The sequence below is a fragment of the Aquidulcibacter paucihalophilus genome, assembly GCA_030285985.1.
GTDB lineage: Bacteria > Pseudomonadota > Alphaproteobacteria > Caulobacterales > Caulobacteraceae > Brevundimonas.
Genome location: CP127384.1, coordinates 1,042,501 through 1,054,917 on the forward strand (window position 1 = coordinate 1,042,501; position 12,417 = coordinate 1,054,917).

Below are 12,417 nucleotides of genomic sequence, written 5' to 3' on the forward strand. Positions count from 1 at the left end.
GCGTAGAGAGGCGATGAAGGACGTGGCAAGCTGCGATAAGAACCGGGGAGGCGCTAGCACCCTTTGATCCGGTTATTTCCGAATGGGGAAACCCACCTTTGTGGTCTGCCAACTCATGCCCAGTCTTCGGACTGGGTGCGGGTTGGTTGATTGCTTAAAGGTATAATGACCTGAATACATAGGGTTCATTAAGCGAACCCGGGGAACTGAAACATCTCAGTACCCGGAGGAAAGGACATCAACCGAGACTCCCGTAGTAGTGGCGAGCGAACCGGGACCAGGCCAGTGCTCTTGTGAAATAAAGTCGAACGACCTGGAAAGGTCGGCCATAGCGGGTGACAGCCCCGTAGACGTCAAACAGCAAGAGACTCGAGTAGGGCGGGACACGTGAAATCCTGTCTGAACATGGGGGGACCACCCTCCAAGCCTAAGTACTCCTCTACGACCGATAGTGAACAAGTACCGTGAGGGAAAGGTGAAAAGCACCCCAACGAGGGGAGTGAAACAGATCCTGAAATCGGAAGCCTACAAGCAGTCGGAGCCCCCATGCGGGGTGACGGCGTACCTTTTGTATAATGGGTCAGCGACTTCATGTGTCGAGCAAGCTTAAGCCGTTAGGTGTAGGCGCAGCGAAAGCGAGTCTGAATAGGGCGCTAAGTTCGACGTATGACGACCCGAAACTAGGTGATCTATCCATGAGCAGGATGAAGGTTGGGTAACACCAACTGGAGGTCCGAACCCGTGAATGTTGAAAAATTCTGGGATGACTTGTGGATAGGGGTGAAAGGCCAATCAAACCTAGACATAGCTGGTTCTCCGCGAAATCTATTTAGGTAGAGCGTCCGACGAATTCCCTGGGGGGTAGAGCACTGGATGGTTGCGGGCTGCGCGAGTGGTACCAATACTAACCAAACTCCGAATACCCAGGAGAACTATCGGGCAGACACACGGCGGGTGCTAACGTCCGTCGTGAAAAGGGAAACAACCCTAACCATCATCTAAGGCCCCCAAGTACTGGCTAAGTGGGAAACGATGTGGGATTGCTTTGACAATCAGGAGGTTGGCTTAGAAGCAGCCATCCTTTAAAGAAAGCGTAACAGCTCACTGATCAAGCGATCCTGCGCGGAAAATGTAACGGGGCTCAAGCCAGTCGCCGAAGGTATGGGTTTGCAGTTTACTGCAAGCGGTAGCGGAGCGTTCCGTAAGCCGGTGAAGGTCAGGCGTGAGCCTGGCTGGAGGTATCGGAAGTGAGAATGCTGACATGAGTAACGATAAACAGTGTGAGAAACACTGTCGCCGAAAGACCAAGGGTTCCTGCGTAAAGCTAATCTGCGCAGGGTTAGTCGGCCCCTAAGGCGAGGCTGAAAAGCGTAGTCGATGGGAAGCAGGTAAATATTCCTGCACCAGCTAGAAGTGACGGATGGCGTAAGTTGTCGGGGCTTATTGGATTGTCCCGGCAGCGAAGTTGTCCCTGGAAATAACTCTAGCAGAGACCGTACCCGAAACCGACACAGGTGGTCAGGTAGAGCATACCAAGGCGCTTGAGAGAACTGTGCTGAAGGAACTCGGCAAATTGCACGCGTAACTTCGGAATAAGCGTGACTCACCTAGCGCAAGCTAGACTGAGTGGCACAAGCCAGGGGGTAGCGACTGTTTAGCAAAAACACAGGGCTCTGCGAAGCAGCAATGCGACGTATAGGGTCTGACGCCTGCCCGGTGCCTGAAGGTTAAAGGGAGTTGTGAAAGCGACGAACTGAAGCCCAGGTAAACGGCGGCCGTAACTATAACGGTCCTAAGGTAGCGAAATTCCTTGTCGGGTAAGTTCCGACCTGCACGAATGGCGTAACGACTTCCCCACTGTCTCCAGCACAGGCTCAGTGAAATTGAATTCCCCGTGAAGATGCGGGGTTCCCGCGGTCAGACGGAAAGACCCTATGAACCTTTACTATAGCTTCGCCTTGGCGTTAGCGACCGTATGTGTAGGATAGGTGGGAGACTATGAAACCGGGGCGCCAGCTCTGGTGGAGTCATCCTTGAAATACCACCCTTACTGTCGTTGACGTCTAACCGAGGGCCGTTATCCGGTCCCGGGACATGGCGTGGTGGGTAGTTTGACTGGGGCGGTCGCCTCCTAAAGTGTAACGGAGGCGCGCGATGGTGGGCTCAGACCGGTCGGAAATCGGTCGTCGAGTGCAATGGCATAAGCCCGCCTGACTGCGAGACTGACAAGTCGAGCAGAGACGAAAGTCGGCCATAGTGATCCGGTGGTCCCGCGTGGAAGGGCCATCGCTCAACGGATAAAAGGTACTCTAGGGATAACAGGCTGATTTTGCCCAAGAGTCCATATCGACGGCAAAGTTTGGCACCTCGATGTCGGCTCATCACATCCTGGGGCTGGAGCAGGTCCCAAGGGTATGGCTGTTCGCCATTTAAAGTGGTACGTGAGCTGGGTTCAGAACGTCGTGAGACAGTTTGGTCCCTATCTGCCGTGGGTGTTCGAAGCTTGAGAGGATCTGTCCCTAGTACGAGAGGACCGGGATGGACATACCTCTGGTGGACCTGTCATGACGCCAGTTGTGCAGCAGGGTAGCTATGTATGGAATAGATAACCGCTGAAAGCATCTAAGCGGGAAACTAACCTCAAAACAAGGCTTCGCTGAGGATCGTGGAAGACTACCACGTTGATAGGCCAGGTGTGGAAGTGGGGCGACCCATGAAGCTTACTGGTACTAATAATCCGATCGGCTTGATCGTTTCTCAGCAAAACTCATTCGATTTTCGAATACGACAATGTCTTCTCACAATCGTCTATCCGCCTGGTTGACCCGGTGGCTATGTCGGAGGTTCCCCACCCGATCCCATTCCGAACTCGGTCGTTAAGGCCTCCAGAGCCGATGGTACTTCGTCTCAAGGCGCGGGAGAGTAGGTCGCCGCCGGGTCTACCAGACGGATAGAAGATTGTATTATGGGCCGTCGCCCATCTCTCGAACGCTCTTCCTCTACACTACCGTTTGCCGCGGGATGGAGCAGCCCGGTAGCTCGTCAGGCTCATAACCTGAAGGTCGCAGGTTCAAATCCTGCTCCCGCACCCAAACTTTCAGAAGCCCGCCTGGATCCGTCCGGCGGGCTTTTGCATGTCTGGTGTCGTGGCGCGCGCCGAAGGAGCAGGTCGTTCGCCTCGCCGTATACGGCTCGGCTCAAGGTCGCAGGTTCAATTCCTGCTGCTGCACAGAGTATCCAAAAGCCCCGCCAGGCATCCGCCGGCGGGGCTTTTTGCTGTCTGGCCTGAGCCGGGCCGATCTGGCCTTACCGCGAGTTCACCCTGATGCCTCAATCCTGCCTCGTTCCGCTACAAACGTAGCGCGACAAATGTAGCGATCACCCGAGGAGCTGCCGTGATTGAATCCCTGCCAAGGCGTGAGCGAGAGGCCTTTGAGGTCCTGTGCCGCCTGGAGGAGGCCACCACGGGCGCGGTCCGGGTGGCCATGAGCGGCGATCTCAGTGATTCCGCCGTCCGCACGCTCCTTTCGCGGCTCGAGGCGAAGGAACTGGTTGGCCGCCGCTCAGCCGAGGACGGCTTCGTCTATCGCCCGATGCAGCGCCCGCAGGCGCTGGCGGCCGGGGCCCTGCGGCGGACGGTCGATACCTTCTTCGCCGGCTCCGCGGTCTCTGCCGCCACGGCGCTGCTTGGCCTGACCCAGAAGTTGAAGCCCGAAGAGATCGAGGCGCTGGAGCGGGCCATTGAACGGGCGCGGGAGCGGGGGGCGTGAGCGTCAGCCTGATCCTCGAACTGCTGCTCAAGTCCGGCTTGATCGCGGGCGCCGGCCTGACGCTTTCGGCTGTGCTGCGGTTTCGACCGGCGGCAGACCGGGTCGACGTCCTGCGGGCCACGGTCTGTCTCCTCATCGCCCTGCCGCTCGTCATGACGATCGCGCCCGGCCTGCCCCTGGCCTTGCTGCCGGCGGTCGAGGCCGCCGGGGACCTGGTCGCTTCGCCCGTGGTCTGGGCCGGGGCGGTCGAGCCGGTCGAGGGCGTGGCCCTGTCCGGGTCGATCCTCTGGCCGTCGGTCGGAGATCTTGCCCTGTGGGCCTGGGCCATCGGCGCTGCTCTGGTACTGGGCCGGTTCGCGCTCGGGGTCTGGACCCTGAGCCGCTGGACCCGGGGTGGTCAGAGCGTGAAGGCCGCCGCCTGGACCGCCCCACTGGACCGCCTCCCGACGGCCCGACGTCCGCGGCTGGTGGCGTCCAACGCGATCAGCGCGCCGCTGAGCTGGGGCGTCCCGCCGGGCGTGGTCCTGATCGGACAGGATCAGCTCGCCCGGCCGGAAACCGCCCGCGCCATCCTCGCCCACGAACTCGCCCATCTGCAGCGCGGCGACTGGATCTTCCTGATCCTGTCGCGGGTGGCGCTCGGCCTGTTCTGGTTCAACCCGCTGGTCTGGATGCTCCACGCCGCCCTGTCGGCCCGCAGCGAGGAGGCCGCCGATGCGGTCGCCGTCGGCGAGGTCGACCGGCGGACCTATGCCCGCGCCCTCGTCGATCTCGCTTCCGACTTCACCCCGCCCGCCGCCCTCGGGATGGCGGGTCCCGCCGAAACCCTGACCCGAAGGATCACCTGCATCATGAAGACCTCAGCCCCGCTCCGCCGCCGTCCGCTGGCCATGGCCCTGACCGTCGGCGCCCTGATCGGTATCGCGACCCCGATCGCCGCGCTCGAACTGACGCCCCGCAGTCAGGCCGCGTCGCAGGCCCCCCTCGCACCGATGGCGGAGCCTGACCCGGTCGACGCCGTCGATGCGGTCGAGGTCGTGGCTCCGGCTGCTCCGGCGGCGGATGCGGTCGATCCGGTCGAAGCCGTTGCAGCGGCCGACGCCGTGGCACCGGTCGCCTCGGACGGCGACTGGTACGCCGGTCAGGACGCCTGGGCACCGCCGCCGCCGCCCCCGCTTCCGCCCCTGCCGCCCGCACCGCCTGCGCCGCCAGCGCCCTACGCTGTGATGCCAGCTCCGCCTGCGCCGCCCGCACCCCCGGCTCCGCCGGCCCGTGCGCCGCGCGCCGGCTGGGTTCACAGCAACAGCCGTCCGATGACCGAGCAGGAGCGTCAGGCTGTCGTCGAGGCGCGCCAGGCGGCGGTCGAGGCCCGGATCCATGCGGCGGAGGCACGCCGCGTGGCGGTTGAAGCCCGGGCCCAGGCGCGGCCTCGCGCCGCTGCGGTGCCCGAGGCCCGGGCTCGTGCGCGGGCTGCTGTCGCCGCGGCCGCAGACGCCCGGGCGCAGGCCGGGGCGGCCCGCGAATACGCCGCCCGCGAAGTCGCCAACGCCCGGGTGCATATGGCCCAGGGCGCGGACCAGATGGTCGCCGGCGCGCGGCAGATGCGCGAAGAATCGGTCCGTCTGCGCGATCCCGCCTATCGGGCGACGCAGATCCAGCGGGCGCAGGAGCGCGGCGAGACGGTTACGGACGCCGAACTTCAGGCCCTTTCGCCGCGCCTGGCGAGCCGGGCCGACCGGCTGGAGCAACGGGCCGTGGCGCTGCGTGAACGCGCCGCCCTCCAACCGTCCTGATCTGACGAAATGTCCGCCCGTTCCGGTGTTGCCGGAGCGGGCGGGCTGTCACCCGTGTTGGGCGTCCCACCAACGCACGGCGTCCGCATCGCGGGCACTGAGCTCGGGATAGGCGGGGTCGGAGCCGACGTCTGGCACACGCCGCCATGAGCGGGCGCATTTGGGGTGGTCGGCCAGGCGAACCTCGACCGTCACCGCGTCTCCGCCGGTGATCAGTTCAGCGCCGGACGTCCGGAACACCTCGGCGGAGTCGAGCCCTTCGAACGGCGCGAAGGCCGCGGCGGGGCCGGTCACGATAGGCCAGGCGTCGAGCGCGCCGCCGATCGCCTTGTCGCGGCGCGCGGCTTCGAGTGATTCATTGACGACTTCCAGAACGGCCTGGACGTTTGCCCAGCGTTGGGCCTCATCCGCATTCCGCCACTCGGCCGGCGTCTCCGGGATCACCCGGGCGCAGTTCGAGCCGGCGTCCGGATACCGCGTGCCCCAGGCCTCTTCCATGGTGAAGGGCGTCAGGGGTGCCAGCCAGGCGGTGAGGCGCATGAAGACCTCATGCATCACCGTGCGGGCCGCGCGGCGGCGGATGGCGTCGGGGCGGTCGCAGTAGAGGCTGTCCTTGCGGATGTCGAAATAGAGCGCCGACAGGTCGTTGGAGCAGAACTCCAGCACCGGGCGGACGACGTCCTGGAAGCGGTATTCGGCGTAGGCCTTGCGGACGTCGCGATCGAGCTCCCACAGGCGGTGCAGGATGAATTTCTCGAGCGGCGGCATCTGGTCGAGCGGCAGGCGTTCGGCCTCGTCGAAGCCGACCAGGGCACCGAGCAGATAGCGGACGGTGTTGCGCAGCTTGCGATAGGCGTCGACCGTGGTCTGCAGGATCTGTTTCCCGATCCGCTGGTCCTCGGCGTAGTCGACCAGCGAGACCCACAGGCGCAGGATGTCGGCACCGGATTCCTTGATGATGGTCGCGGGGTCGGTCGTGTTCCCCTTCGACTTGGACATCTTCTCCCCGTTCTCGTCCTGGGTGAAGCCATGGGTCAGGACGGCGTCATAGGGGGCGCGGCCGCGGGTGCCGCAGCCTTCGAGCAGGTTGGACTGGAACCAGCCGCGATGCTGGTCCGAGCCTTCGAGATAGAGGTCCGCCGGCCAGTGCGAGGGGCGGTCGCCGGTGTAGCCATGGGCCGGGTCGCGCGTTTCGAGCGTGAAGGCATGGGTGCAGCCGGAGTCGAACCAGACGTCGAGGATGTCCTCGATCTTCTCGTAGCGGGCCGGGTCGTGGGCGCCGAGGAAGTCGGCGTCGGGACGGGTGAACCAGGCGTCGGCACCGCCCTCGGCCACCGCGGCGGTGATGCGGGCGTCGACCTCGGCGTCGACCAGTGGCTGGCCGGTCTGTTTGTCGACGAACATGGCAAGCGGCGTGCCCCAGGCGCGCTGGCGGCTGATCAGCCAGTCAGGGCGGCCCTCGACCATGGAGCGGATGCGGTTGCGGCCGGCCTCCGGGTGGAAGTCGGTCTTGTCGATGGCGTCCAGCGCCCGCTCGCGCAGGGTGCCGTCGTCCGCCAGCGGCGTGTCCATGCGGATGAACCACTGCGGCGTATTGCGGAAGATGATCGGTGCCTTGGAGCGCCAGCTGTGGGGGTAGGAATGCTCCAGCCGGCCGCGCGCGAGCAGGTTGCCGGCCTCAATCAGCTTTTCCATCACCGCGCCGTTGGCGGGTCCGAATTTGCCGGTCTTCTTGCCCTCGGTCTCCAGCACCTTGAGGCCGGCGAACAGGGGGACGTGGTCGTAGTAGGCGCCGTCGGGATCGACGGTGTCCGGGACCTCGTGATGGCCGTGGGCCTTCCAGACCTCGAAGTCGTCGGCCCCGTGGCCCGGAGCCGTGTGGACGAAGCCGGTGCCCGCGTCGTCGGTGACGTGATCGCCGGCCAGCAGGGGCACGGAGAAGCCGTAGCCGGGGGCGAGGGCCGCCAGCGGGTGGGCGCACTCCAGACCGGACGGGTTCAGGTCGTCGAGGCGGGTCCAGGTGGCGATTTTCGCGGCCTTGAAGACATCCTCGGCCAGTTTGTCGGCGACGATCAGCCGGTCGCCCGGCCTGGCCCAGGGCTCGAACTCGAGCCCGGTCTCCATGGCCGTGACCTCATAGAGGCCATAGGCGATCTCGGGGCCGTAGCTGATCGCGCGGTTGGCCGGGATGGTCCAGGGCGTGGTGGTCCAGATGACGATCGACGGGTTGGCGTGGCGGAAGGCCAGCAGGTCGTCCGGATGGCTGTCGGTCGCACCGGTGACGGGGAATTTGACCCAGACCGTCGGGCTGACGTGGTCGTGGTATTCGATCTCGGCGTCGGCCAGGGCGGTGCGCTCGACCGGCGACCACATGACGGGCTTGGAGCCGCGATAGAGCTGGCCCGAGTTCTTGAACTTGTGGAACTCGCCGACGATGGCGGCTTCGGTGCCGAAATCCATCGTGGCGTAGCGGTTGTCCCAGTCGCCGAGGACGCCCAGCCGCTTGAACTGTTCGCGCTGCACGTTGATCCAGCCGGTCGCGTATTCGCGGCAGGCCTGGCGGAACTCGGCCTTGGAAACCTCGTCCTTGCGCTTGCCCTGGCTGCGGTAGCGTTCCTCGATCTTCCACTCGATCGGCAGGCCGTGGCAGTCCCAGCCGGGGACGTAGTCGACGTCATTGCCGAGCAGGAAGCGGCTGCGGACCACGAAGTCCTTCAGCGTCTTGTTCAGGGCGTGGCCGATGTGGATGTCGCCGTTGGCGTAGGGCGGGCCGTCATGCAGGACATAGAGGGGCGCGCCCTCGGCCTGACGCTGCTGGCGCAGGGCGGCATAGAGGTCGCCCCACTGCTCAATGATCGCCGGTTCCTTTTGCGGCAGGCCGCCGCGCATGGGGAAGGGCGTCTCGGGCAGGAAGACGGTTTCGCGATAGTCGCGGCCGGTGGGGGTGTCGCTGGCGTCAGCCATGAAGTCTCGTTTCGTCGATGTGTGATCGTTCGCGTCGGTATCGATCCCGGCGTGCACGGGGCCAGAGCCCTGCGGCGCTACGCCGGGCGGCTAATCGAAATCGGGCGAAACACGCGGACGGTCATGGTGCGCACGGTCTAGCAGACGGGGAGGGGCGGACGCCAGCCGGGATTGCCAGTCGCGGTCGGCGGCGGGATAGTCAGGGGCTCATGGGAGGGTTCCGATGCGTCATGTCCTGATCGCCGTCGCCATTGTCGTCGGCCTCGCCGCCTGTTCGCCGTCGGCCGATGAAGCCGTCGAGCCGGCGGATGCGCCCGCCGCCCTGCCGCCGGGCCGCCCCGCCATCTATGAGGCCGCGCGGGTCGGGCCGGAGGAATTCGTGCGGGCCCTCTACGCCGTTCACGCCACGCCGGGGGCCAGCAAGGGAGAGCCGCTGCGGCCGGGGCAGGATCCGATCTACGACCGGATGCTGAACGCCATGATCGGCGCGGATTTCGCCAAGGCGGCGGGCGAGGTTCCGACGCTGAACTATGATCCGATCTGCGATTGTCAGGACAGCGAGGGCTTCACGCTCGATTCCGTCGCGGTGACGCAGGCGGGCCCGCAGGCCGCCGAGGCGGCGGTGGTGTTCACCAATGCCGGCGAGACGAAGCGGCAGACGCTGAAACTGGTGAAGGAGGGGCCGATGTGGAAGGTCTCCGACGTGCTGGTTGCGGGGCGGCCGTCGCTGACCGAGCAGCTGATGGCGGCGATCAGCTGATCCCTGGCGCGCCCGGTCATCGCAAGGCTGGATTGGGCCCTAGTGGCCGCCCTTTCGCGAGTCGGAGACGGCGCGCGGATTTTCACAGGACTCGACCGGCTGCGGCACGTCCCCGTTCATGTGCGAGGTCCAGCATTCGTCGAAGACCGAGCAGTAGCAGGCCGTGGCCACGGCGCTGAAGCGCGATTGCTGGACCGTGTCCCAGGCGCGCAACTGGGCGGCGTCGCCTTCGCGAGGCCATTGCAGGACCGTCCGTTCTTCGCCGGCAGAGAGAACCGCAGGGGCCAGGGGCGAACTCGACAGGCGCCAGTCGGTCACGTCTGGTCCGGCTGACATGGCGAATCTGGTCCAGTTTTTGAAAACCCGCCCGTTGTGCGTGACTTGCGCCCAGACGATGCGCGCGGGCCCGGCACCGACGTTCGTGACTGCAAAGCCCAGCACCCGCCGGCCCTCAGCGTCGTTTCCGTGGGTGTACTGCAGGATCGGCATCGACTGGGCGCGGACGAGCCGCTGGTTCTGCTCGACCAGGGCCTCCATCGTATGGCCGGTGTGCAGGGACACATAGAGCGAGCCGAACGAGACAATCAGAACCGCCACACCCATGGCGACGTCGAACCATTTGATAGCGGTGCGGTGGTGCTCCGCGACGTGGTGCGGCGTTTCAGGCGGCTCGATCATTTCATCCCCCGTTCTGTGACGGGGGCATGTTTGAGGTCAGTTCCAGCGTGGCAAGACAGGTTGCGACGAACCGCGGTTATGGCGCGACGAGGGCCTCACGGGCGGCGTCCGCGTCGCGACCGATCTGAACCTTGAGCGCGTCGAGCCCGTCGAAGGCCATCTCGCCGCGGAGGTAGGCGACCAGTTCGGTCTCGATCGTCTGGCCGTACAGATCGCAGTCGAAATCCAGCAGCCAGACTTCGAGCAGCGGCTGGTCGATCTCGAACATGGGACGGACGCCCAGATTGGCGACGCCGTCGATCACGCGGCCATCCGGCAGGTGGGTGCGGGTCGCATAGACGCCATAGGCGGGCCGCATATAGTCGGCCATCGACACATTGGCGGTCGGGACGCCGATGGTGCGCCCGCGCTTGTCGCCGTGGATGACCTCGCCCTCGATGGCGAACGGCCGGCCGAGGATGGCGGCGGCGCGGGGCATGTCGCCGGCCTTGAGCGCCTCGCGGACGCCGGAGGAGGAAAGCTTCAGTCCGTCACCGTCATCGATGCGGTCGACCACAGTGACGCCGAAGCCCAGCGCCTCGCCCTGGCGGCGCAGCCCCTCGGCCGAGCCGGTGCGGCCCTTGCCGTAGGAGAAGTCGAAACCGACGGCGGCATGACGGATGCCGAGGCCGTCCACCAGGACCTGTTCGACGAAGGCTTCGTCGGTCATGGCGGCCATGGTGGCGTCAAAGGGAAGGAGATGAAGTCGGTCGACGCCGAGCGGGGCCATGGCGCGTGCCATCTGGGCCGGCGTCATCAGACGGAAGGGCGCTGCGTCGGGCTGGAACCACCGGCGGGGGTGGGGATCGAAACTGACGACGGCCAGTGGAACGCCGAGGCGGTCGGCGGCGGCGCGGGCCTGGGCGATGACCGCCTGATGGCCGCGATGCACGCCGTCAAAGGCACCGATGGCGACGGCGGCACCGCGCAGCCGGTCGGGCAGGTCGCGCCAGGCGGTGACGATCACGACCCGGTCAGTCTTTCGCGGGGCGCCGGCGGCGGGGGACGCGGACCAGGGCGACGCCGTCCATGATCAGCTTGCCCTGGACGAAGCCCTCGCAGTCCAGTTCGACACGAGCGCTTTCGGGGTCCACCGATTTGACGCTGACCCGGACCAGAACCTCGTCGCCGATGCGGACGGGCAGGTGGAAGCCGAGGGTCTGGGACAGGTAGATCGCCCCGGCGCCGGGCAGGATGGTGCCAACCACGGCCGAGCCGAACGAGGCCGAGAGCAGGCCGTGGGCGATGCGGCCGCGATAGGCGGTCTTCGAGGCGAAGGCCTCGTCCATATGCACCGGATTGTAGTCATCCGAGGCATCGGCGAACTGCTGGATGCGCTGCTCGGTGACGAGGATGTTGGTCTCCGCCGTCATGCCGACGTGGAGTTCCTCGAGGATGTAGCCGCCGGAGGGGTGTTTGGTGACAAGTTCGGTCATGGCCCGGCCTTAGCGCGATTTGCCTCTGAGTGGGCCATTTTTTGGATTCAGGCCGACGCGGCCCGAAGCAAAAATGGCCGTGGTCACCACGCCAGATCGAGCGCGGCGTAGCGGGCGTACGTCGTCTCGGCCTTCAACAGGTCGGCGGCGCGGGCCGGATCGAGGCGGCCGTCGGGGCCGCGCGCGGCGTCTCCGTGGATGCCCTGGGCGATGAACAGGCAGTCCAGCGCCTGTTTGTTGGCACCGAGCACATCGGTGACCACCCCGTCGCCGATGCACAGGACGCGCGAGCGATCGACCGGCCGTCCGAGCAGCCGCTCGCCCTCGGCCAGCGCCAGACCATAGATCGGATCGAAGGGCTTGCCGGCCATGGTGACCCGACCACCGAGGCTTTCGTACAGGTCGGCCAGCGAACCGCCGCAGTAGATCAGCCGGTCGCCGCGCTGGACCACCCGGTCCGGGTTGGCGCAGATCAGTTCGAGCCCGCGCGCCACGCCGGCGGACAGGCGTTCGCGATAGTCCTCGGGCGTTTCGGTCTCGTCATCGACCGGGCCGGTGACCGAGATGAAGGCCGCGTCGGCGGCACCGTCCGCGACCTGCAGGCCGAGACCGTCATAGAGGGGCCAGTCGCGGTCCGGACCGATGATCCAGGCCGGGCCGGGCGCGCGTTTGGCGAGTTCGTGGCGAGTGGCGTCGCCCGAGGTGACGACGGCGCGCCAGCTGTCGCGCGGCACGTCCAGGGCGTCGAGCTGGACCACCACGCCTGGCGCCGGGCGCGGCGAGTTGGAGATCAGCACGACGTGGCCATGGTCGCGGTTGAACCGGCTCAGGGCCTCGCAGGCCCCGGGCCAGCTTTCGCGCCCGTTGTGGATCACGCCCCAGACGTCGCAGAGCAACAGGTCATAGTCGGCGGCGATGTCGGACAGGCCGGAGAGGGCGTGGGGGAGGGTCATGCGGGGCTGATAGCGGGTTCGGCC

At 65.7% G+C, this 12,417-nt stretch carries 8 protein-coding genes, 1 tRNA gene and 2 rRNA genes (1 of these 11 only partly in view); 6 read left to right on the plus strand and 5 right to left on the minus strand.

Annotation, left to right across the window (positions count from 1 at the left end):
• The 5 genes from KB221_05110 to KB221_05130 form a co-directional block, all read left to right on the plus strand.
• Positions 1–2,754: ribosomal RNA gene (locus tag KB221_05110) — 23S ribosomal RNA — on the plus strand; it begins 35 nt to the left of the window's first position.
• A gap of 70 nt (positions 2,755–2,824) precedes the next feature.
• Positions 2,825–2,939, plus strand: a 5S ribosomal RNA gene (gene rrf / locus KB221_05115).
• A 76-nt stretch (positions 2,940–3,015) separates the two neighbouring features.
• Positions 3,016–3,092 (plus strand) — tRNA-Met (locus tag KB221_05120).
• Positions 3,093–3,395: 303 nt separating this feature from the next.
• Positions 3,396–3,770, plus strand: a complete 375-nt coding sequence (locus KB221_05125; GenBank protein WIY70405.1) for a BlaI/MecI/CopY family transcriptional regulator — start codon at positions 3,396–3,398, stop codon at positions 3,768–3,770.
• Positions 3,767–5,563 (plus strand): M56 family metallopeptidase, encoded by a 1,797-nt coding sequence (locus tag KB221_05130; protein WIY70406.1) that lies wholly within the window; start codon positions 3,767–3,769, stop codon positions 5,561–5,563. Before KB221_05125 ends, KB221_05130 begins: the two co-directional genes overlap by 4 nt.
• Before the next feature lie 48 nt (positions 5,564–5,611).
• Here KB221_05130 and ileS read toward each other — a convergent pair whose 3' ends face one another.
• Complete coding sequence (gene ileS, locus KB221_05135) at positions 5,612–8,527, minus strand: isoleucine--tRNA ligase (protein WIY70407.1); 2,916 nt, start codon at positions 8,525–8,527, stop codon at positions 5,612–5,614.
• A 223-nt stretch (positions 8,528–8,750) separates the two neighbouring features.
• Between ileS and KB221_05140 the strand changes: the two genes are divergently transcribed.
• Positions 8,751–9,287, plus strand: a complete 537-nt coding sequence (locus KB221_05140; GenBank protein ID WIY70408.1) for a DUF3828 domain-containing protein — start codon at positions 8,751–8,753, stop codon at positions 9,285–9,287.
• 39 nt (positions 9,288–9,326) lie between these two features.
• Here KB221_05140 and KB221_05145 read toward each other — a convergent pair whose 3' ends face one another.
• The 4 genes from KB221_05145 to KB221_05160 all read right to left on the minus strand — a co-directional run bounded on the left by KB221_05145 (position 9,327) and on the right by KB221_05160 (position 12,393).
• On the minus strand, positions 9,327–9,965 hold the full coding sequence (locus KB221_05145) for a hypothetical protein (protein ID WIY70409.1): 639 nt from the start codon (positions 9,963–9,965) through the stop codon (positions 9,327–9,329).
• A 76-nt stretch (positions 9,966–10,041) separates the two neighbouring features.
• Positions 10,042–10,971: a bifunctional riboflavin kinase/FAD synthetase gene (locus KB221_05150; protein ID WIY70410.1), complete on the minus strand. Its 930-nt coding sequence runs from the start codon at positions 10,969–10,971 to the stop codon at positions 10,042–10,044.
• Between the two features lie 7 nt (positions 10,972–10,978).
• The gene (locus tag KB221_05155; protein ID WIY70411.1) at positions 10,979–11,440 is read right to left on the minus strand and encodes a MaoC family dehydratase; all 462 of its coding nucleotides are present in this window, start codon (positions 11,438–11,440) and stop codon (positions 10,979–10,981) included.
• An 83-nt stretch (positions 11,441–11,523) separates the two neighbouring features.
• Positions 11,524–12,393: a TIGR01459 family HAD-type hydrolase gene (locus KB221_05160; protein ID WIY70412.1), complete on the minus strand. Its 870-nt coding sequence runs from the start codon at positions 12,391–12,393 to the stop codon at positions 11,524–11,526.
• Positions 12,394–12,417 lie beyond the last annotated feature (24 nt).

Coding starts and splice junctions, on each gene's coding strand:
- ileS (WIY70407.1), bottom strand. CDS start 8,527: ATGGCTGACGCCAGCGACACCCCCACCGGCCGCGACTATCGCGAAACC.
- KB221_05140 (WIY70408.1), top strand. CDS start 8,751: ATGCGTCATGTCCTGATCGCCGTCGCCATTGTCGTCGGCCTCGCCGCC.
- KB221_05145 (WIY70409.1), bottom strand. CDS start 9,965: ATGATCGAGCCGCCTGAAACGCCGCACCACGTCGCGGAGCACCACCGC.
- KB221_05155 (WIY70411.1), bottom strand. CDS start 11,440: ATGACCGAACTTGTCACCAAACACCCCTCCGGCGGCTACATCCTCGAG.
- KB221_05160 (WIY70412.1), bottom strand. CDS start 12,393: ATGACCCTCCCCCACGCCCTCTCCGGCCTGTCCGACATCGCCGCCGAC.